General features: G+C 39.8%; 22 protein-coding genes. 6 read left to right on the top strand and 16 right to left on the bottom strand.

Annotated features, from left to right (window positions below):
* Positions 1-326: 326 nt before the first annotated feature.
* Positions 327-482 (bottom strand): YpzG family protein, encoded by a 156-nt coding sequence (locus M9R32_RS13920; protein ID WP_269927353.1) that lies wholly within the window; start codon positions 480-482, stop codon positions 327-329.
* A gap of 86 nt (positions 483-568) precedes the next feature.
* Positions 569-1,015 carry a YaiI/YqxD family protein gene (locus tag M9R32_RS13915; protein ID WP_269927352.1) on the bottom strand — a complete coding sequence of 149 codons (447 nt, stop codon included), beginning with the start codon at positions 1,013-1,015 and terminating at the stop codon, positions 569-571.
* A 170-nt stretch (positions 1,016-1,185) separates the two neighbouring features.
* Between M9R32_RS13915 and M9R32_RS13910 the strand changes: the two genes are divergently transcribed.
* Positions 1,186-2,217, top strand: a complete 1,032-nt coding sequence (locus tag M9R32_RS13910) for an ion channel (RefSeq protein WP_269927351.1) — start codon at positions 1,186-1,188, stop codon at positions 2,215-2,217.
* Positions 2,214-3,056 carry a DUF1028 domain-containing protein gene (locus tag M9R32_RS13905; RefSeq protein WP_269927350.1) on the top strand — a complete coding sequence of 281 codons (843 nt, stop codon included), beginning with the start codon at positions 2,214-2,216 and terminating at the stop codon, positions 3,054-3,056. The genes M9R32_RS13910 and M9R32_RS13905 overlap by 4 nt, the downstream gene beginning before the upstream one ends.
* Before the next feature lie 45 nt (positions 3,057-3,101).
* Here M9R32_RS13905 and M9R32_RS13900 read toward each other — a convergent pair whose 3' ends face one another.
* On the bottom strand, positions 3,102-3,608 hold the full coding sequence (locus M9R32_RS13900) for a hypothetical protein (RefSeq protein ID WP_269927349.1): 507 nt from the start codon (positions 3,606-3,608) through the stop codon (positions 3,102-3,104).
* A gap of 168 nt (positions 3,609-3,776) precedes the next feature.
* Between M9R32_RS13900 and M9R32_RS13895 the strand changes: the two genes are divergently transcribed.
* On the top strand, positions 3,777-4,349 hold the full coding sequence (locus M9R32_RS13895; RefSeq protein ID WP_269927348.1) for a phosphatase PAP2 family protein: 573 nt from the start codon (positions 3,777-3,779) through the stop codon (positions 4,347-4,349).
* Positions 4,350-4,357: 8 nt separating this feature from the next.
* On the opposite strand, the gene M9R32_RS13890 is transcribed toward M9R32_RS13895, so the two are convergent.
* The gene (locus tag M9R32_RS13890; protein ID WP_269927347.1) at positions 4,358-4,888 is read right to left on the bottom strand and encodes a GNAT family N-acetyltransferase; all 531 of its coding nucleotides are present in this window, start codon (positions 4,886-4,888) and stop codon (positions 4,358-4,360) included.
* Between the two features lie 278 nt (positions 4,889-5,166).
* On the opposite strand from M9R32_RS13890, the gene M9R32_RS13885 reads away from it, so the two are divergent.
* Positions 5,167-6,291 carry an NADH-dependent flavin oxidoreductase gene (locus tag M9R32_RS13885; RefSeq protein ID WP_269927346.1) on the top strand — a complete coding sequence of 375 codons (1,125 nt, stop codon included), beginning with the start codon at positions 5,167-5,169 and terminating at the stop codon, positions 6,289-6,291.
* 56 nt (positions 6,292-6,347) lie between these two features.
* Here M9R32_RS13885 and M9R32_RS13880 read toward each other — a convergent pair whose 3' ends face one another.
* From M9R32_RS13880 to M9R32_RS13845, 8 genes are all read right to left on the bottom strand, one after another.
* Positions 6,348-6,854, bottom strand: coding sequence for a GNAT family N-acetyltransferase (locus M9R32_RS13880; RefSeq protein WP_418936249.1), 507 nt, complete (start codon positions 6,852-6,854; stop codon positions 6,348-6,350).
* Positions 6,855-6,865: 11 nt separating this feature from the next.
* Complete coding sequence (locus tag M9R32_RS13875) at positions 6,866-7,894, bottom strand: ABC transporter permease (protein WP_269927344.1); 1,029 nt, start codon at positions 7,892-7,894, stop codon at positions 6,866-6,868.
* Positions 7,884-8,612 (bottom strand): ABC transporter ATP-binding protein, encoded by a 729-nt coding sequence (locus M9R32_RS13870; protein WP_269927343.1) that lies wholly within the window; start codon positions 8,610-8,612, stop codon positions 7,884-7,886. Before M9R32_RS13870 ends, M9R32_RS13875 begins: the two co-directional genes overlap by 11 nt.
* Before the next feature lie 18 nt (positions 8,613-8,630).
* The gene (locus tag M9R32_RS13865) at positions 8,631-9,305 is read right to left on the bottom strand and encodes an SOS response-associated peptidase (protein WP_269927342.1); all 675 of its coding nucleotides are present in this window, start codon (positions 9,303-9,305) and stop codon (positions 8,631-8,633) included.
* Positions 9,306-9,659: 354 nt separating this feature from the next.
* Positions 9,660-10,274: a PH domain-containing protein gene (locus M9R32_RS13860; protein WP_269927341.1), complete on the bottom strand. Its 615-nt coding sequence runs from the start codon at positions 10,272-10,274 to the stop codon at positions 9,660-9,662.
* A gap of 357 nt (positions 10,275-10,631) precedes the next feature.
* The gene (locus tag M9R32_RS13855; protein ID WP_269927354.1) at positions 10,632-11,726 is read right to left on the bottom strand and encodes a Ger(x)C family spore germination protein; all 1,095 of its coding nucleotides are present in this window, start codon (positions 11,724-11,726) and stop codon (positions 10,632-10,634) included.
* 19 nt (positions 11,727-11,745) lie between these two features.
* A complete protein-coding gene (locus M9R32_RS13850; protein ID WP_269927340.1) occupies positions 11,746-12,822 on the bottom strand; it encodes a GerAB/ArcD/ProY family transporter in 1,077 nt (358 codons plus the stop codon).
* A gap of 14 nt (positions 12,823-12,836) precedes the next feature.
* Entirely contained in the window at positions 12,837-14,315 is a 1,479-nt protein-coding gene (locus M9R32_RS13845) for a spore germination protein (protein ID WP_269927339.1), read from the bottom strand.
* A 162-nt stretch (positions 14,316-14,477) separates the two neighbouring features.
* Between M9R32_RS13845 and M9R32_RS13840 the strand changes: the two genes are divergently transcribed.
* Positions 14,478-15,335 carry a VOC family protein gene (locus tag M9R32_RS13840; protein WP_269927338.1) on the top strand — a complete coding sequence of 286 codons (858 nt, stop codon included), beginning with the start codon at positions 14,478-14,480 and terminating at the stop codon, positions 15,333-15,335.
* A 402-nt stretch (positions 15,336-15,737) separates the two neighbouring features.
* On the opposite strand, the gene M9R32_RS13835 is transcribed toward M9R32_RS13840, so the two are convergent.
* Together M9R32_RS13835 and metG are read right to left on the bottom strand one after the other, a co-directional pair.
* The gene (locus tag M9R32_RS13835; RefSeq protein ID WP_269927337.1) at positions 15,738-16,244 is read right to left on the bottom strand and encodes a GNAT family N-acetyltransferase; all 507 of its coding nucleotides are present in this window, start codon (positions 16,242-16,244) and stop codon (positions 15,738-15,740) included.
* Positions 16,245-16,326: 82 nt separating this feature from the next.
* Complete coding sequence (gene metG, locus M9R32_RS13830; RefSeq protein WP_269927336.1) at positions 16,327-17,958, bottom strand: methionine--tRNA ligase; 1,632 nt, start codon at positions 17,956-17,958, stop codon at positions 16,327-16,329.
* A gap of 581 nt (positions 17,959-18,539) precedes the next feature.
* Between metG and M9R32_RS13825 the strand changes: the two genes are divergently transcribed.
* Positions 18,540-20,039: an MDR family MFS transporter gene (locus tag M9R32_RS13825; protein ID WP_269927335.1), complete on the top strand. Its 1,500-nt coding sequence runs from the start codon at positions 18,540-18,542 to the stop codon at positions 20,037-20,039.
* A gap of 63 nt (positions 20,040-20,102) precedes the next feature.
* Here M9R32_RS13825 and M9R32_RS13820 read toward each other — a convergent pair whose 3' ends face one another.
* A complete protein-coding gene (locus M9R32_RS13820; RefSeq protein WP_269927334.1) occupies positions 20,103-20,327 on the bottom strand; it encodes a hypothetical protein in 225 nt (74 codons plus the stop codon).
* Between the two features lie 86 nt (positions 20,328-20,413).
* Positions 20,414-22,168, bottom strand: coding sequence for a DNA helicase RecQ (gene recQ, locus M9R32_RS13815; protein ID WP_269927333.1), 1,755 nt, complete (start codon positions 22,166-22,168; stop codon positions 20,414-20,416).
* Between the last annotated feature and the right edge of the window lie 9 nt (positions 22,169-22,177).

The raw sequence follows: 22,177 nt of genomic DNA, 5'->3' as shown, positions 1-22,177 counted from the left end.
AACTACGGCAATTTTCTTATTAGGCATTTCTTTCCCCTCCTATTCGATTTAAACATCCGCTCACAAGTTTGGTTATATTGTAACTCGCTTACTTTATGGTGTCTAAAACTTTAAGGGGGCTTAAGAGACCACGTTGGAATTATCGAGGTTGACGTAGGAATTATCGAGGTTGACGTAGGAAAAATCGAGGTTCACGTAGGAATCAGCTATAATTTACCTAGAATTTAATACAAAAAACTGAGCAGCTTTCATAGCATTAAAAGTTCTTTCCAACAACAAAAAAAGACCCGGAAAAATTTCCGGGTCCCAATTTCTTCTTATTCAACTTATCCGTTTCGGTAAATTTTGGCGCTGGTTTTTAAAATCTGAGTCGCTTGTGATTCTTCTGTGTTCCCGTTGACTTGTGATTTAGCTTTCTTAGGCCTTGTCCAGTTATGATGTAACTCCGCTGACTTGGAATCCAGTGGTTGTTTTTTACTCATTGCCCTTCACCTCTTTTTTCTAAGAATGAAAAGAAGAAATCTTGTTTAGTATGTGTGATTTGGGCAAACCTATGAGGGTCTTAATTTTATTTCTCTAATTGTTGGAGAATTAGCGCTTCAAACCTTCGTTCAAAGTTCTCATTATCTTCTTTTCTTCTTTTTTTAGGTCCTTTCATTCGCCCGCCTGCCTGACGAATTTTCTTGGCAATATGACGACTATCTAATAATTGATCAATATTTTCGTTCGTATACTCACGACCATTTTGGTCCATTACAAGACCTCTTTTGGCCAATACCATAGCAGCCAGTCCGTAGTCCTGAGTGATGACGATATCTCCAGGCCTGACGCGATTGACGAGCACAAAATCCACTGCATCCATTCCCTTAGAGACCATCACGGTATTTGCACCTTCACGTTGCATATTGTGCGCTGTATCGCAAAATAAAGTGACAGGCATGTCATGTCGTATAGCGATTTGAATCGTACTATCGACAACCGGGCAACCATCTGCATCAACTAATATGTTGACCATTTTTCTCAATTCCTCCCACTCTTGAACACATTCTCGATATTGTTATTGCTTGAATTTCTTTCAATCTAGTTTTCCCTTAACGTTTTAATTTATGTTCGTTCTCTAGCGCCTGTATATGAAAACGTGTAAACTAAATTTATCGAAAGATTCTGGCGATTGGAGATTGAACCATGCATTTTTTCCTGAAGGTCGGACTCAGTCTAGTCCGTATGAAAAATTTAACCTTATTGTTTGCAGCATTAATCTTTATTGTTTTTTGTACTGTGACCATTTATTTGTTGGAACCTGAAACGTTTGAAAGTTTGTTAACATCATTTTACTTTGTAATGACCACATTTTCTACCGTAGGGTACGGAGATTATTCGCCTGTTACCGGTGCAGGCAGATTATTTACAGTCATGATGTACTTATTAGGAATTGGGTTACTCGGTGTTGTCATCGGGAAAATAGTAGATGCGTTTTCCATTTTCAGAAAACGTAAGGAGGAAGGCAAGTTGGCTTATACACATGAACATCACATCATCATTGTCGGATGGGGAAAGAAAACAGAAATGGCACTTAAAGAAATTCTTTCATCAGATCCTTCCGTGGAAATCGTCATTATTGATACGCTGCCTACATCGCCGACAGATGTCAGCATGGAACGTGTCCATTATGTACAAGGTGATCCATCCGAAGAAGGACCTTTTATTCAGGCAAATATTGCAAAAGCGAAATCTGTCATCATTTTTGCAGATGAAAACATTACAGTCGCATCTTTACGTGATGCCAAGACACTGACGATTGCAATTACTTGTGAACGTCTTGCTTCAAATGTCCATACGACGGTGGAAGTAATGACAGAAAAACAACTCGCCAACTTCTCACATGTCAAAGTGGATGAGTTTATTTTGTCCCAAGAAACGATTTCTTTACTCGCTGTCCGCTCTGCCATGCATCAAAATGTTGGCAACATCGTGACACAATTGATCAGTCGTACCGTGGGCGAGGATTTGTTTGAAATACCAACACGCCCTGAATGGAAAACATATGGAGATGCTTTTCATGCATTACTAGAACATGGCGCAACATTAATTGCCGATCGTCAGAAAATGGACATCAATCGTCGGTTACAGGAAGAGATTCCTTCCGATGCTATATTGACGGTCATTTGTGATGATTCTACCTATCATTCTATTATTTCGAAAGGAGTGCGGTCATGACTTATTCTATCGTAGGTTTCGATTCAGAAACAAAAGAGCTTGGAGTAGCCGTAGCATCTAAATTCTTGAGTGTAGGGGCTGTTGTTCCATTCGCGAAGGCTGGTGTTGGTGCCATTGCCACGCAGTCCTGGGCGAACTTGGATTATGGGAAACATGGTTTGGAATTGCTTGAAAAAGGTCTTTCCCCCCAAGAGGTTTTGGACCAATTAATCTGTAACGATGAAAAATTTACATCCAGACAAGTTGGCATTGTAGATGCACAAGGGCGAAGTGTCACGTTTACTGGTGAAGACTGTTATGACTGGGCTGGTGGTTTTGCCGGAGATAACTTTGCCGTACAAGGAAATATTCTGGTTGATCAGCAAACTGCAGAAACGATGGAATCCACATTTTTGCAAACTCAAGGGTCATTGGCAGAACGTTTGCTTTCTGCGCTACTTGCAGGTGATACGGCAGGTGGTGACAGTCGAGGGAAACAGTCTGCTGCCTTGTTGATTGTAAAAGAAAATGGCAGTTATGGCGGATACAATGATCGCTATATTGATTTACGGGTGGATGATCATGAAGAACCGGTTCAAGAGTTGGCACGCTTATTAAAATTGCATCAGCTGTATTTCGAACCTACTTTACCTGAAGATATCATTGCGATTGAAGGATCGTTGGCAGAAGAACTGCAAAACCTATTGTACGAAAATGGCCATTTGCAACGAGAGCTTTCCGACCATGAAGATTTACTCGATGCAGTTCAGTCGTACCACCTTATTGAGAATTTCGATGAACGCGTTCAGAATCGCGGCATGATTGATCGTAAAGTTGTAGAGTTTATGCGAATTAAATAAATACGTAGAGCCATTCTATTGATAGAATGGCTCTTTCTTATAACCTTATTCAGCTAGCTGCTCTGCTAATTTCAACAACTCATCTTTTAATTCATTCTCTTCAAGCCCTGACATATTCAAAGTATATGAATACGTAATATCTTTGACGATTACATCAAGATGGTTGGGTAAGGTATATTGAGCTTGATAGCCATTATTTAACGTAATTTCTTCTGGAGTAGTATCTGCATAGTCAATGTTCCCCATTGTAGTGGACAGCAGCAAGTTGTTTTCTTGGTCGCCAGTCGCCATAAATTGAGCATCTGGATTTCGACCCTTTCCACCAATATCTGTAATTCCTAGAGATTTGAATCCTTCGGTTTTGAATGGCAATTCCTCGGGCAAATTAACTTCATAGGGTAAAGCATCAATCGCCACTTCTAGAGACGGCGCATTATAAAACTTGATGAATCCCTCTTCACTCATTTTTGATTCCGTTAGTTGTGATGTGTCCAATTCATTTGAACAAGCTGTCAACAATAGGAAACAACTTGCGATTAAGTATTTTTTCATAAATATTCCCCCTTCTTTCAGTATACAGTTTTTTCTATATTTTGGGTGAACTGTAAAAAAGGAGTTTTTCATACTCGTGGTTTGAAAGGATTTGTTGAACGAATGCTACCGAAGTATCACACTACGCTGTATACCCTAGTAATAGGTCTTATGATAGGTGGTTTCACTATGATATCGCTACTAATCAAAGGGAATCATATTGACCATTTTGATTACGTCATCATCACGTTTGCACAAAATTTTGAGACCCCAACTTTAACGAATTTCATGCTTTTTTTCACAGAAGTTGGCTCAGGATCTTCCATTCATATTTTTGCGTTTATCATCTTCATACTCTTTTATTTCTTTTTAAAATATCGAGTGGAACTTCTTCTTTTCATTATCGTCCTGCTAAGTTCTCACTATCTCTTCCGTGCATTAAAACATATGTTTCAGAGGTCACGTCCCGATTTGCATAGACTTGTTGAAATAGGTGGATATAGTTTTCCAAGCGGCCACGCCACAAATGCTATATGTATATATGGAATTCTTACGTTTGTTTTGTGGCGTCATATTCCATCACTTGCGGGTAGATTCCTACTGCTATCTCTATCTACATTCATGATCTTAGCCATTGGAATTAGCCGCGTTTATTTAGGTGTTCATTATCCAAGTGATGTATTGGCTGGCTATTTTGCAGGTGGATGTTTGCTAACTATTGTAATTTGGAGTTATCATTTTGCACTCGTTAAGATAAAGTAGAAAACCATCTATTTTTGAGTTGCCGCAGCGAAAAACGCTTTCGGATAATGTAATTCACCAACACTGTTTTCAAGCTCACCATTTATTAGTTCACAAACCATAAAAACGTCGTCAGGCACTTGAAATTGTGTCAATTCCATCCCATGCGCTCTCGCTGGTTGAAAACCGAACTTCGGATAATAGTCTGGGTGTCCAATAAGAAATACGAGTCCATATCCCTCTTTTTTTGCTCTTTTCAATCCTTCTTTAATCAGCTTGCTGCCAATGCCTTTTTTCTGAAATTCAGGCAATACAGCCACAGGTGCCAGAACGACCACTTCTTTATCTCCATCTTCATTAGTCAGTTTTGCCTTGCTCAACAGTAGATGGCCAACGATATCACCTTGAGCCTCTGCGACAATCGATAATTCCGGAATGAAACCATCCGAAAAACGAATTTGCTCCACCAGCTTGGCTTCATCATCTCGATTTCCAAAAGCAGTGTAATTCAGATTGAATACATGTTTAAAATCATTTTTCGTTTCAGTTCGAATCCTCATTCTTGATCACCTATTTTCTTTTAGACTTCTCTAAGTACTAACTTCTACCTTGCAGTATACAATCCCTTTTTCTAAACCATGTTGTTTCTATTACAATGTGTTTTCAATAGGCATAATTTTTGACTGGGGTTTAGTGAAGGCATAAAGTGACACTATACTTTTCTTCATTTTTTTTGGAGACAATTGGTTAGTTGCCCCAATAGGGGTAAAAGTTACACCGAAAGAATGAAAAGTTTCCCTAATATAAAAGACTAATAATAAATAGGAGGATTTAATCTATGATCAACCAAAAATATGCCCCATTACTAGAACCATTTGAATTTCAAAATGGTATTTCACTAAAGAACCGTGTAGTTATGGCACCCATGACGAATTACTCGTCAAATGAAGACGGTACAGTATCAGACGCGGAAGTTGCCTATTATGTTCGCCGCTCCAAAGGGGTCAGCATGGTCATTACGGCTTGTACATATGTCACGCCAAATGGACAAGGTTTCCCCGGAGAATTTGCCGGTCATACGGACGAAATGATTCCGAGCCTTCGACGCTTGGCTACTGCCATTAAAAGCGAAGGTGCGAAAGCCATTTTACAAATCTTCCATGCAGGCCGCCAAGTACCTAAGGATATCGCCCCAAACGGAGATGTGGTCAGCGCCAGTGATGTTCCATCTGAAGGCGAAGGTAAACCTGTCCCCCGCGCACTCACTGAAACTGAAGTAGAATCAATCATTCGTGATTTCGGTGAAACAACAAGAAGAGCAATCGAAGCAGGATATGATGGAGTCGAAATTCATGGAGCTAATACCTATCTCATTCAACAATTCTTTTCTCCGCATTCCAATCGCAGAACGGATCGTTTTGGCGGATCGTTAGAAAAGCGCATGACATTCCCACTTGCAGTTGTGGATGAAGTACAAAGAGTGGTCAAAGAACATGCAAAAGAGCCATTTATCATTGGCTATCGTTTCTCTCCTGAAGAACCAGAGACTCCTGGCATCACGATGGCTGACACTATGGTCTTGATTGACAGATTGGCTAATAAGAATTTGGATTATCTACACGTTTCACTTATGGATTTCTGGTCTACTCCAAAAAGAGGAGTTGAAGACAGTCGTTCACGCATCGAAATCATTCAAGACGCTGTCGGTGACCGGGTGGCTGTTATCGGCGTAGGCTCAATTTACTCAGCCGAGGATGCTCGAAAAGCACTGACTTCCGGTATTCCTTTAATCGGTCTAGGCCGAGAACTATTAATTGACCCTGAGTGGGTGCAAAAAATCGAACAAGGTCGCGAGGATGAAATTGTGACCGAACTAGATATCAACAAGCAAGAAGAATTGGAAATGCCCACACCACTTTGGCAGCGTATATTAAAAAATCCAGGTTGGGTTCCAGGCGTATAATTTGTTTTAAGTAAAAAAAGATTGAAACGGACTAAGTTAGCTCGTTTCAATCTTTTTTATTGTAATTCTTTTGCAAACAACCGGACATCTTCCGCAGTAGATGCGTATTTGATGGTGCCTTCATCTTTCATTCCCAGTTTTCGCAGGAGGTTCGCTGACTTTTCATTATCAAGTGAAGTAAATCCAACAATTCGGCGATAGCCTAAATCATCAGCACCATAAGCTAATGTTGCTTTTGCCGCTTCATAAGCGTAGCCCTCTCCCCAATAATTCGAGTGAAGTGCAAAACCAAGATCGACATCTTTCAGGAAATCTCGATGAAGGAGCCCACAAAGCCCAATCGGTTTTCCACTTGCTTTTATTTCAATTAAGTACAAACCAATGCCATGCTCTTTATACATAGCCATCGGTCCCTCGACGATGTATTGTTTGGCAGCTTCGACGGTTCGAATGCCTCTGTCCCCGATATATTTAATCCAATCCGGTTCATTTAAAAGTTCTAAAATAAACTCCGCATCTTCTGGAGTTAAATACCGAAGAACAAGTCTTTCTGTTTCAATCACGATGTTCACCTCTAGTTTTTTCTATGCTTTTTAAGGGCAACTATATTAAGCAATATAAACAAAATCGCAAAACCTATTAACACCATCAAGCTTGATATCACATCACTCAAACCGTATCCTTTGTACATTATACTTTTTAACGCATCTGAACCATACGAAATCGGCATCAATCTAGATAATGCTTGCAACCATTCAGGCATTCCATCAACAGGAATAATTCCCGTGAAAAACACTTGCGGGACAATCACTAATGGAATAAATTGAATCATTTGAAATTCCGACGATGCAAAGGAAGACAGAAGAATCCCCAAACTTAGGGCCACCAGGGCAATTAATACGTTTACTACGAGTACATGCCAAAACGAACCAACCAGGATCATGTCCAAAACGTTAACGGAATAGGTTACGACAATAATCGTTTGAATGATGGCAAATAACCCATATCCAATCAAGTAACCTAAGACTATTTCCCATCTTTGAATCGGAGTAGATAATAACCGATCGAGTGTACCGGTCATTCTTTCTCGAAGTAGACCAATCCCTGAAATTAAAAACACAAAGAAAAACACAAAAAATCCGACTAATATAGGACTCAACACATCAAAGAAAGTAGTTTCTTCACTTCCGTATACAAAATTTGTTTTTATTTCCGACGAGTTCTCTCCATTTAAGTTTCCGACCAAAGCTTGTTGAACTTTTGCCCGCAGTCCTTTTGAGCGGGATGGATCGGTATTTTCAAGTGTCAATGTCATCGTTGGTCCTTTAACAACAAGGTACCCATCCAAGTCATGTTCTAATATGGATTTCTTTACATCACTGTTTATTGGAAAAGTGACAACGTCTAAACCATTGCTCTTCCATTGCTCCAACATTTCATTGGATACACCTTCAACACCTAACATTGAATCAACTTCATTGCTAGTAAACAAAAAATGCATAAGCGTCAAAATTAGTAATGGTGCCACAAATAGAAGAGCCAATGTCCGTTTATCCCGAAAAAGCTGCAAAGCGATACGTTTAATAAGAGCTCTAATGCGCACGGTGTACCCCTTCCGCTTTTAGAAAGACTTCCTCCAAATTACTGACCTCATACTCGACTTTTAAGGCATGTGGTGTTCCTGTTGTAATTACTTTCCCTTCTCTAATCATGGTGAGCATATCACATTTATCCGCTTCATCCATGACATGCGTAGTTACAACAATCGTCTTATGTTCTTCAGTCTTCAACCTAGACAGTTCTTGCCATATGGATTTTCTTAACTCCGGATCAATGCCGACCGTAGGTTCATCAAGTATCAGTATCTCAGGGTTTTGAATCAGTGCAATCGCTAGTGACAGTCGACGTTTCATGCCGCCTGAATAAGTTGACACTTTCATTTGGATGGCATTTTCTAATTGAACAATGCGTGTAACATATGCAATCCGGTCTTTTCGTTCGCTCTTATTCATTAAAAACATCGAGGCAAAGAATGACAAGTTTTCTAAGCCAGTTAAATCTTGATAAAGAGCATCAGACTGAGCCATATATCCAATTTGCCGGAGTATATCCAGATTCGGAACTTTTTTTGAAAGCACTTCGACCACTCCCGTTGTTGGTACGTCCATTCCCATAATGAGTTTGATTAAAGTCGTTTTTCCAGAGCCTGAGGGTCCAATGAGTCCGAGAATTTGACCCGTTTCCGCAGTTAGATTCACGTTTGTTAAAATCTGATGCTTCCCGTAAGATTTGCTTACATTGTCAACATGTAAAATCGGCATCCTTAACCACATCTCCTTTTATCCCGACACTTTTTCAATCAATTCTGGGGCATTGTTTTTGGGAGAGTTCACTTTGTCGGACACTTCATATGCTTCGAGCAAACCGTCTTCCAATGGGATTAAAAACGGTCTCAGTTCCTCCACTTTATGTACATTCGGATTTAACCAGCTTTGCTCATCCTCTTTCTTAAGAATGACTGGCATTCTTTCATGGATGGATGACATCAATCCATTCGCTTCTGTGGTAAGAATCGTGCATGTGTGAACGAGTTTGCCGTTATCATCTTTCCAGGATTCCCATAACCCTGCCATCGCAAAAATCTGATCGTTTTTCATTTTGATGCGCATTGGAATTTTTCGTCCTTCTTCACGTTTCCATTCATAAAATGAGTCTGCGACAATCAAGCACCTTCTCTTCTTGAACGCTTCACGAAAACTGGGCTTTTCATGAGCCGTTTCTGCTCGTGCATTGATCATTTTAAATCCGACTTTTGGATCCTTTGCCCATGTAGGTACGAACCCCCATTTCAAATAACCCAATCGATTTTTTGTGCCATCATTTATGACTGAAAGAACCATTTGTGAAGGGGCAATATTATAACTTTCTTCGTAATCTTCTTCTTCAAAAGTGGCTTCACCAAAACGTTCTTCTATGATTCGAAATTCTGCGAACAAACTGTAGCGTCCACACATATTTATTTCTCCTCCCTTTCTTTTAGAATCAATTCACCATAAGTAAACATTCCTCTTTATTCTGCTAAAAAATTGGCAGGGCCCTCCACTTCGCTTTCCGCGGGCTTGGCTTCAGCCACCTACGGGGGTCTTCAGCTCAAGCTTTTCCCACAGGAGTCTTCGTTACGGTCCCTGCCTTACATTTATTACGTGGATTAGGCTGTAAAGTGCCATCAAAATTTATGATGATCCCCTACCACTAGATTAGTAATAAAAATACCATAAACGCTTGGTTCATGGCACATCAAAGTTGTATACTTTCATTTTAAAAACCGCCCATTCTCAGTTGAGACGGACGGTTCAAATCTCTGCTATTTATTGATTGATGTACAGCTCAAATGTATCTTTAAAGTCTTTCTTTCCGTATTTAGATCGACTTTCCTGCATCCAGTCATGTGCGAAACGGGTGATTTCTTCGAACGATTGAGCAGGGGTTACTTCATTATTTCCAACGCGACCCATCGATTGAGAAGCATAGGACAAACTGTTTTCTGCAATGGCGTACTTTTTCTCGTTTTCTTTTACTTCAAGCGAAATCGCAAACAACACTTTGTACAAATCTTTAATTTCCGCCAAGAAGCGTTTGTGAATATCCACCGTCATCGGAATACTGCCGATCGTGAATTTAATTTCTACATCCAAATCAATTGTTCCAGCTGTTTCCAACGTGACATTTGTAATTGGATGGTACGCATATTCGTAGCGTTTAAGCGTCCGTTTCTTGCTAATGGCATTAGCACCATCAACATGAATCAACGCTTTATTCGTAAAGCAATATTCATCTGCTTTAGTTTTAATCAGGAAAAAGATTTCTTCACCGGATTCATGCATAAGAAAATCATCAGACTCCGTTTTATCAAAATCCGCTTTCGGAACGACAATCCCTATATCAGACAACCCAAGTGCATCTGCTGCTAATTTTTTGAACATCTTATTTCCTCCTTTAAATAAATCATTCATCTATAAATACGAGTAAAAGAGCGTGAAGTTTCAAACTATCAGAATTTGTGGATAATTATGTGGATAACTTTTTTTAATTGGTTTCATTGATCTATTATGATCCATTGATAATAAAAAAAATGAACCACAAAACCGCTACCCACCCAATCAAAAGCGTGAAAAAGTAGCAGTGGCAAAAGCAGTGCAATTTTTAGGGGGATTTTAGTATATAGATACCACAAAAAAAGTAAAGAAAGAAACCTGCTTGTAACAGGTTTCAGACTGTAGAAAATATAAATGCGTGAATGGTAATGTATACGATTGCCCTATTGGCTTTGCTAGAACGAGTTATTTTAATGTACCAGCACTCAAGATTCTTGTATCCGCTTTAATCTCAAATTCAGCTTTGGCCATTAATTCTTGAGTCAATTCGCTCGGCCAATCTCCTTTATAACGCATACGCATCGCCTTAAACAGTCCAACTGGTTCAATCGATAAGTCCCGAGATTTTTCCAACAGAGTTCGAACATCATCCTCAATACTTTTACTTACCTCTTTTTCGAGATTTTCCAGTTCGTGTTTATTTGCAAGATCCTTTCCACCTTCATATTCACTTAAAGTACCTTCAAATTTCATTGTAATTTTAACCTTTGGTGAGTCAAAGTTATGATTGGTCTCAATTTTAGCTTTTGATGTAATGAATTCCAAGGCGACTTTCTCTTTACTTTCAGAATCATCATTAAGAGTAATAGCAAATACGGATAGTTTTTTTTGTCCACGCAGTATTTGAATGGTCTTTCCTTCTTGTTGAGTGAACATTGTTTTCATCTTCCCGTTACTGAAAACCGCTATCCCTTCGATATGAATGATCCCGTCCTTCAATTCAACATAAGGTGCAATGGAGTCTATGAGCGGATTCGATTCGTCATAGACAAATTCATGAATCGTTGTGAATGGACTGAAGTACGTATATTGCCTTGGTTGAAATAAATTGTTGATATAGACGCTTGTGTTTTGTTTATCTGGATACTCCTTACTCAGTACTTCTTCAACCGAATCTTTCACTATAGCCACATAAGAGTTCGATCTCACTTCTGAATCCTTATATAAATATTCCACCATTTCTTTCATTTTTCCTTTTTTTGAAAATTCTTCACTGAATAAGATGACTCGGAGTTGTGTCAATGAAACGGTTTTATCTGCTTTTGATGAGATTTCAACCAATCCTTTATGAATCATATCCGTTTCAACTGTAATAACTTGTGTATGCTTCATGGCTTCAATGGCCGGTTGGGGCATGATTACAGTCATCTTCATTTGGTCATCATCTATATAATCGAACCCAATGACACTAATCATCCCCAATCTCTCCAAGGATGGCTGGGAACCTTGTTCTGTAGAACACCCGCTCAGCAATAAACAAAAAGAACTTATAATTATCATAAACCATCTTTTCATTTGATCACCTCTTTACTTTCCTTCGGACTAAGTGCACCAGACATAACAGGATTGGCCATAATATCAGCCCATAACTCACATAAAACGTATTTTCATACAATGTCGTTCTCATCGCTTGTGAAACTGGGAGATTAATTATGATAAAGGTCAAAATCGCCGTGACATATATATGATATTGACTATTCTTATTACGGACGGAGTCGATTCCTTTCTTCGCTGTCCATAAATAAGCACCAGCTGTCGTCAAAATCAAAAACACCCAAATGGTGATACCAAAAGTATCAATTCGCTCGACAAACGATAAGTCCACCGCTTGGAATAATTTAAGTACGGGAAAGAGCAAATGTTCAAGTTGCCATTCCGTAAAGTACATAACACCTACAATCCCAACTGCCAAATAAAAAAATATGGTTATCCAAATGCCGATTGAAGCATGCTTAAAAGCTTTTTCGGGATGACGTATATAAGGGAAGTAAAACATAATTAATTCATATCCAACCAATGTATTGAATCCTTTTTTGGTTGCGTCCCAAAATTCTGAAGCTGTGAAATTAAAGAGAGGCAAGAGATGGCGTATCTCTCCATCCACGAAGCCCCATCGTAAAAAATAGACCATCCACCCTGTCAAAAAGAATGTTACGATACAAAATCTGGCAAGGGATTTAATACCCCCTTTAATAATGAAAACGGTCAAGACAATGAACAAAATCAGATGGCCTGTAATTGAGCGTTGCGGCAAAGCAGCGACTTGGATTAAATCCAAGTAATTTTGAATGACCGCAGCAAATAGCACGATGGAGTATAAAATCAGAAAACTATTCAGCGTCTTACCGATAAATTTGCCCAGCAATTTTTCATGAATATCAAACAAGTCATCATCTTTATACTGTAAAGCCAACCAAATCATTGGAATGAGTGTGATGTTGGCAATTAAGCCAAAAAGAATAGGGAACCACCATTGACTATAGCCAACGGGACTCAAAGAATTATTCATGGACAACAAACCCATGCCTACCATGATATTCTGGACCAGGAAAACCACATGGTACCCATTTAGTATTTTCTTTTTCTTTACATCCACATGCAATCACCCCTTTATTTTGTAGGCTTTTTCTCTCTCTTGGCTCTGGACAATCCCGTTCGTTTTTGGAGAAATGCCAATGGAAAACGAACAATGCTATCCCTTAGATCAGACCAAGAGCGCGGAATAACAGGTGTCATATACGGCGTACCTAATGAAGTTAAATTTAATAAATGATTAAATAACCATGCAAGAGCCAACATTTGACCAAGCAAACCAAACAATCCTGCTGCCAAGATGAAAATATATCGAACGAAGCGACTGGCATTACTCATAAGGAAATTGGGCATCAAGAAAGACAATAAAGCAGAAATTGCTACAAGAACAATGAGTGTATTACTGATAAGACCAGCTTCAACCGCCGCTGTACCGATTACAATACCTCCAACAATACCGATTGTTTGACCAATTTTTGTAGGCATTCGTGATCCGGCTTCCCTCAAGATTTCAATAACCAACTCAATGAACAACACTTCAATTACAGGAGGAAATGGTACTCTGCTTCGAGATTCTTGGATCATGATAAGCAATTCATACGGGAGAATGCCCGGATGATAGGAAAGTGCAGAAATATACATCGGTGTCAGCATGATGGTAATAAAGAAGCCCGCAAATCTTAAAAATCTTAGAAGAGTGGCGGTCGTCCAACGGTTATAAAAGTCTTCCGGAGAATTAAACATTTCGATAAACGACGAAGGGCAGACCATAACACTTTGACTATTATCCATTGCGATGACAATACGGCCATCCAATAAGGAATTCACTGCAACATCAGGTCTTGACGTGGCACCATATTGCGGAAATGGAGAAAACGGATTGTCTTCAACCAATTGTTTAAGAATCGTGATATCTAAAAACCCCACGAAATCCAACTTATTGATGCGGTCATTAATTCGCTGGAGGTTTTCATCATTTACAAGATGTTCAATATATAACACGGATATCTTTGTATTCGTCTCTTGGCCGATGGTATAGTCCTTACTTTTCAATCCGGTCTGTTGAATTCTCCTTTTAATAAGCGATAAATTTGTTTTCAAGGACTCCGTGAATGAATCTTGCGGACCAATGACACTGGACTCCATTTCAGAAGTGGATACGGGCCGTTCCGGAGGGCTGAATGTATGTGCCTGTAAATATTGTTGTTTTTCATGGTGGAAGACGACGGTATCTCCGTTGACAATGGACATAATTAGTTTTTCCTTATTAGAGCCGTCCATTGGATCAAAGGATTTGAGGACTTCTTTCTGTTCATTCACCAAAGGTAAGATAATTGCTTTATGCAAAATTAATGGATCGATTAGTGAACTCAAGTAAACTACTGTGATAAGACCTTCTTTCGTTTGAAAGTCTTTGAAAACTGCATCATCAATATCTGTCAGATCTTTTTTGATAGCTGCCAACTGTACGGTTGCTGGTTTGTTCCCAGACTGTGCCGGGGAAGGTTTCTTTTTGCTCTCTTCAACCACTTGCCGTGCACGTTTCCAAATTTTCATCTAATCACTTCCCTTTGCATTGGAGGCATTTCTATTTGATGTAAGTCTTGCCTATTGAGGGAAAGTTTAATCGAAAATAGTGTTGACTTATGTCGCAAACTCCCGTAAACTAACTTACATAAAGTAACTAGCTTTTAAAATGTAACCAAAAGGAGAATGATTATGACATTCCATCAACATCCAACCACTTATACAAAGCATGTCCATTTAAAAGTAGCAGACGTATCTCGCTCTACTATTTTTTACGAAAACATTTTGGGACTGCGTATTCTAGAGCAAACAAAATCAATTGTCCGTTTTACTACAAACGGACAAGATGCAATCTTAACAATTGAACAACCCATAGAAGTCAGCAATCACGCGCCAAATGCTGCAGGACTATACCATATGGCCTTTCTATTGCCTTCTAAGAAGGATCTTGGTAGCATATTCAATCATATTCGCAGCACCGGCTATCCATTTAGTGGAGCCTCCGATCACCTGGTGAGCGAAGCGCTGTACTTAAATGATATTGATGGGAACGGCATTGAACTTTATTATGACCGTAGCCCTGATGTGTGGAAATGGCAAAGTGATATGGTTGAAATGACTGTGGATCCACTTGATATTGAGGGGCTTGTGGCAAGTGCAGAGCAGACATCATTTACTGCCATGCCTGAAGGAACCGTGATGGGTCACGTTCATCTTCGTGTCGCAAATCTCGCTGACGCAGAAACGTTTTATGTCCAGGGCTTAGGATTTGATGTTGTGAGTCGCTATGGAACACAAGCAACATTTATTTCTTCAAATGGCTATCACCATCATATTGCGCTTAATACATGGGGACACCCTAGCTCGATTAAACGCTCGGAACAAACTCTTGGATTGAAAAGTTTTTCAATCGTTTATCCGGATGATGCATCAAGACAACAAGTTGTGAAGCAATTAAATGAAATCGGGGCGTCTGTCTTCGAACAAATTGACTATATAGGGGCAATTGATCCTTCAGGAGTTGAAGTTCAGCTGTTTGTTGGAAAATAGGTTTCGTCGCTTATGACGATCTATTCGCGAAATGCTGGAGACAAGGATTACATGTGAGTTTAAATAAAAAGAGCCAAGAATCGTTTAAAATAAACGATTCTTGGCTCTTTATTTATGTTTGAATGGAATAAGGAAGATACATAAATTTCGAAGCGTGAAAACACACGCCCCACCTTCTGGAAATTGAAGGAGAATTATTTTACCGAGCCTTGGTTGTAATTATTGGCGTTCACGTAGGTAAAATCGACGTTCACGTTGTAGAAGCTTTGGTGTGTGCATCGTCTCGGAAAATCCTCGCCTTCACCAATACCTTGCTAATTTCTCTGTATTACTCTTTTATCTTGAGATATGGAGCATCCCTGCGACGAGTAACCGCAGTAGGATCATTTCCTGTTTTGTATATCAATCAATGGATAATCGATACGCTTTCACAATAATTCCATCTCCTGCCGGTTCAAAGTCAAACTGTGGCAAGCGTTCGAATCCCATGCGCTCATACAGTCTCATAGCCGTTTTCATAAAATCAGCTGTGTGTAATCCAATGCTTTGAGAACCTTTCACTCTTGTTCGCATAATACATTCCTTTATTAAAGCTTCTGCTACACCTCTTCCTCGTGCCTCTAAAGTAACAGCTAGCATTCTAATTTCAGGATAATCCAATACATCTACCAGTCCTTTGTAAGCATCAGATTTAGCAGGGAACAACGCTACACTTCCTATGACTGTCCCTTCCAATTCAGCAACCAAAAGTTCAACACCGTTTTGAGTATCAGCATCTGACATAATAGCTTTTCTTAATGCATGCCAATGACCATCGGGAATGATTTTCGCATGTTCTTCATATGCACTCACTCTTTGTTGTCGAATTAGTTCAAGTTCTTCATCTATAGCCTCTCGTATTATCACCATCTAATCAACTCTTCTCTTTGGAATTGAAACGTCTTTGCACTATTAGTATTTTATCGTGAGCTCTCGTATGAATATTTCTATATTAAAGCGAGTTCAGTTTAAGTTTTTCTAGTTCAATCTCAATCTGTTTTAAATCAATCCGTTCGAACAAGGGATTGATATCTGATAGTTGATAACTAACCTTTTCAATTGGCTGCCACGAATAGGGTGCCAACTCTAACATTCCTCTCAGTTTTTCACTCGAAAATGGCAAAAACGGTGCTAACAGTTGGGCACTGTTTGAAATGATATGCACGCAAGTAAGCAACACATTTTGACAGTCTTCTCTATCTTCATGAAGTGTTCTCCATGGTTGTTTAGTGTCAAAGTATTTGTTTCCAAATCGAATCATTTCAAAGATGGATTGGATCGCTTCTTTAAAATGTCCTTGTTCAATGTCCAGACCGATCTCTTCGTATTTGGACGACACCTTTTCCTTGATGGTTTTATCTATTTCCCCAGAAATATGACTTTCGAAAGACTTCTCGATAAATTTCAAAGTTCGATTCACTAAATTACCGTAAGCACCAAGCAGTTCTGAGTTATGACTTAAAATGAATTCACGCCATGAAAAGTCAGCATCTCTATTTTCTGGCGCATTCTCCGTCAAAAAGTATCGGATTGAGTCGGGATCGTAACTTTCCAGCATCGTTGGTACCCAAACCGCCCAGTTTTTGCTCGTCGACAATTTTTTCTTTTCCAGCGTTAAGTACTCATTCGAAATGATGTGGGTTGGATGAACACCTTTTCCAATACCCGAGAGGATGGATGGCCAAATAATTGAATGAAACGGAATATTATCTTTCCCATGTACATAATAGGAGACGGTTTCTTTCTCCCAAAATGCGGCATCACTTTGATTCGTCTCGGTTGCCCAACGTTTGCTGGCTGAGTAGTAACCCGCAACCGCTTCAATCCATACATAGATTTTTTTCTGTTCATAACCTTCCACAGGTACGCTTACTCCATTTGGCAAATCTCTTGAGACAGCTCGGTCGTGTAAGCCTTCTTTTAAATAACGATCAGTCAGATGAATAGCATTTTCCCGCCACTGCTTGTTTTCCTTTGCAAGCTCCACTCGATTCTCCATCTCTTTTTGGAAAGAACTTAAAGAAAAATAGAAGTGTTCCGTTGTCTTGGTGGTAGGTTCATTGCCACAAATTTTGCACTTCCGCTCCAGTAAATCCAAAGGGTCAAGAATGGAAGAGCAGTGATCACATTGATCTCCTCTTGATGGCTGCCCGCAGTTTGGACAAATCCCTTCAACATAACGATCCGGTAAAAACTGTCGGTCGAAATCACAGTAAGTTTGCTCGATCTCCCGCTTATGAATGTAGCCATTTTCAAGAAGCTCTAGGAAGATTTGCTGAACGACTTCATGATGTTGCGGGAGATCCGTTCTTGAGTACGTATCATAGCTAAAGCCGAGTTTTGAAAAGGATTCTTCAAATTCCTGATGAAAACGATTGGCTATATCCTCGATAGATACCCCTTCCTGTTTAGCCCGTATAGATATCGGGGTACCATTACAATCACTGCCCGATACATATAAGACATGTTCTCCTTTCAGGCGGTAATACCTGGCTAAAATATCTCCTGGCAATAAAGCCGCAATATGACCTAGATGCAACGAACCGTTGGCATATGGCCATGCTCCCCCAATAAAAATATTCATTCTGACTCCCCCTTTAAATGCATAAAAAAACCCCGCCCTTATCTTATCGATAAGGACGAGGTTGAAAACTCCCCGTGGTACCACCTTAGTTTACAAACAGCTCACGCCACTTGCCTTCATAAGTACGCAGACTTTAAATCATGTCAGTTATACTCAGACGTTTGTAACAAGTGTCTATTCTTGTTGCAGACCTACTCATCATCAGATTTTCAGTGCAAAGCTCAGAGATCATGTTCGTCAGACTAGTTTGCTTCATTTCCACCAACAGAAGCTCTCTATATAACATCGTCCCACTACTTTTCCTCGTCATCGCCGTTTCTTATATGGTTGAAATGATTATAGTGAATTTGGAAATAAAATGCAATCTTAATTTCATTATTGATGGATGGTGAGTTAATCGGCATGACATGACGTTTAATCGGCATGTATGAAAAGTTAATCGGCATTAAACGTTATTTAATTGGTTTCACCCATTTTATTCCACCAATGATTACATTTGAAGTTTCTTTTTTATCAACTCTATTGATATACTTTCTTCATTGAATCAATTCATATCTTTTCAATCCAGAGGAGTTAGTAGAATGATAGAAAAAAGAAATTTACGCCTGGTCGTGACAGGCCTCATGTTAGCTATTTTGATGGCTGCGATGGATAATACCATTGTCGCTACTGCACTTGGGTCGATTTTGGCTGATTTGGGTGGCGTGGAAAGCTACGTGTGGATTACCTCAGCTTATGCTGTAGCCGTCTTGGCTGGGATGCCGATTTTCGGTAAATTATCCGATATGTATGGACGTAAACGGTTCTTTGTCTTTGGTTTGACGATTTTCCTGATAGGGTCTGCATTATGTGGAATTGCCCAATCGGTACCTCAACTGGCTGTGTACCGTGCTATTCAAGGAATCGGTGGTGGGGCTCTAATGCCGATTGCGTTTACGATTGTCTTTGATATATTCCCTCCCGAAAAACGAGGAAAAATGACTGGATTATTAGGTGCCGTGTTCGGTGCATCCAGTGTTCTCGGGCCGTTGCTTGGCGCTTTTATTACCGACACAATCAGCTGGCACTGGGTCTTTTATGTGAACGTGCCAATCGGGATTGTCTCTCTATTCTTGATTCTGAAATTTTACAAAGAAACGAAGCAAACTGCGAAACTTAAAATTGACTGGCTTGGCGCATTCACTCTCATTACCGCCGTCGTTAGCCTTATGTTCGGACTGGAGCTTGCCGGAAAAGAATTTGCCTGGAATTCTTGGCAAAGCTACACCTTATTCGGGATTTTCATTGTGTTTTCCATTGTGTTTATTTGGGCAGAAACGAAAGCATCCGAACCAATTATTTCTTTTTGGATGTTCAAAAATCGCCTTTTTGCGTCATCACAAGTGCTCGCCTTTTTATATGGGGCCACATTTGTCGGATTGACGATTTTCATCCCTATTTTTGTTCAAGCAGTATATGGCGGCTCGGCAACGAATGCCGGGATTATCTTAATGCCGATGCTACTAGGGTCAGTAGCAGGAAGTGCTTTTGCAGGGATTGCTCAATCCAAAATTTCTTACCAAAAAATCATGGCGATTTCCGTCGTCTTTTATGCCGTCGGGATGGCATTTATGTCAACAATTTCTCCTGATACAAGCCGTATATTACTTACTTTGTATATGGTATTGGTTGGAATGGGTGTCGGGTTCTCATTTTCATTATTACCTTCAGCAAGTATGCACAAGATGGATTATCGCCATAGAGGTTCCGCCAACTCGACCAATTCATTTTTCCGGTCATTGGGTCTGGCGCTGGGTATTACCATATTCGGATCATTGCAAACGAAATTGCTGACCAGTGAAATACAAGACAAGCTTGGCGGTTCTGGTCAAGGTGCATCACAAACCATCGACAATTTACAGACCGTATTCCAACCTGAACAACGTCAGATGATTCCACCAAACATCTTGGAAGTCATTGTCAATGCGATGTCTAATTCCATCTCTGCTACTTTCCTGTGGTCCCTCATTCCGATTGCCATTTCAGTAGTCGCTGTTTATTTCATGGGAAATGAAAAGTTGGAAGTTTCGAAAGAAGATTAAGCATTTAAAGGGCTTTCCCCGTTGTCATTCGTGATGACAATGGGAAAAGCCCTTTTTTGTGTATTATGTCTCTAAGTCGACAAATAAACTGACTAGAAATCCAGCAAAAAATATTGCCAGTAAAGCAGACGGCACTGCCAGCAAAATTTTCAACCATGTAGGAATGTCCTTAAACCTTTTAAACAACAATGTAGCAAACCACAAATGCATCCAACTGATGATGGTACGAATGATGGCGCTTGCCATCCTCGAGTAATCTAAATGAACATACCGCTGAAGATTATCCATATCTGCAATGAGGATTCCTATAAAAGCGAGTGCCGTTATGAAAAAGAAGTAGATGAAAAATTTGATAAGATCTGGAGTCCTAATTCTCATTGATTAATGACATTAAGAAATGCTTCTCCATATTTCTCAAGCTTATTAGCACCCACACCACTGACTTCAAGAAACTCTTCTTCATTTTTCGGACGTTTAGCACACATGTCTTTCAATGTTTTATCCGAGAAGACAACAAATGGCGGAACATTCGATTCATCAGCCAATCTTTTTCTCACAACTCGTAGTTCTTCAAACAATGGATCATTGTCAGCAACTTGTTGGGTAACAATCGACCCTTTGCGGAGGACTTTTTGATTGCCTTTCAGCACTTCTTTACTTTTCTCTGTAACATAGATGGTTGGGAATGACCCATGTTCGACTGCAAGTAAGTCCTGTGAAATCATGAATTCCATCAAGTTTGCTACATCTTTCGCACTGTAATGCTTTAAAATGCCGTAAGTTGATAGTCTATCAAATCCAAATTCGATAACTTTTTTGTTCCTCGAGCCGGTCAATACTTGAGCTGTCAGCATTTTTCCGAATTTCTGTCCCATTCGAATAACACACGAAAGCACCATTTGTACATCCTGTGTTACGTCCTGGCTTTCCCGTTGATCCGTACAATTGCTACATCGGCCACAAACATCAGCATCCATGTCTCCAAAGTAATGAATGATGAATTGCTGCAAACAATTTTCTGTATGACAGTAATCCACCATGCCCTGCAACTTGATGAGTTCACCGGGAATACGACTTGGATCTTGTGCCTGATCAATCAGGAATCGCTGGGTCTGGACATCCTGTGATGCATAAAGAACAACACACGCACTCGGTAATCCATCTCGACCCGCGCGTCCAGCCTCCTGGTAATAACTCTCCATATTTTTCGGAAGTTGATAATGAATTACATAGCGAATATTTGATTTATCGATCCCCATTCCAAAGGCATTGGTCGCCACCATCACTTGAGCTTCATCTTTAAGGAAACGTTCCTGCTCGTATGTGCGATCCTCATCAAACATGCCACCATGATATTTAGCCACACTGATTCCACGTTTTTGCAGCAGGTCATATATATGATTGACCGTTTTTCGAGTAGCGGCATAAATAATGCCGGATTCATTTTCGTTTTTCATTACGTAATCTTTAACAAATTTTTCCCGGTCTTGTCCACGTATAACAGAGAATGTTAAATTCGATCGTTCAAAACCAGTCATGACGGTATTGTTTTCAGTAATATTTAAAATGCGGCAAATGTCTTCGCGTACTTGTGGTGTGGCAGTTGCTGTTAACGCGAGAACTGTTGGCTTATTCGGAAAAAGTTCGGTCATTCGGCTAATCAAACGATAGCTCGGTCTGAAATCATGACCCCACTGGGAAATACAATGCGCTTCGTCCACCGCAATCAATGGTACTGGAATATCCCGAAGTTCATTTAAAAAGGACTGGGAATCCAATCGTTCTGGCGCAATATATAAAAGTTTAACTGCACCGCGTTGCACATCATACAAGACTTCCCTTACTTCTTCGTGACTCAATGAACTATTAATATAGGCCGCATGAATTCCCGCTTCAAGCAAAGTATCCACTTGGTCTTTCATGAGTGAAATCAAAGGAGAAACAACTATTGTCGTACCTTCCAAAACTAGTGCAGGTATTTGATAACAGATGGATTTCCCCCCACCAGTCGGCATTACGCAGATTGAATTATCACCATTCAGAACTTGTGTAATAACTTGTTCTTGTCCAGTTCGGAATGACTCATATCCAAAAAAGGTTTGTAAATATTTTGTAGCTTGTTCTAACACATGTGTCAC

The sequence above is a fragment of the Paenisporosarcina quisquiliarum genome (assembly GCF_027563315.1).
Lineage (GTDB): Bacteria > Bacillota > Bacilli > Bacillales_A > Planococcaceae > Paenisporosarcina > Paenisporosarcina quisquiliarum.
This window is presented reverse-complemented; position numbering and strand designations above follow the sequence as displayed.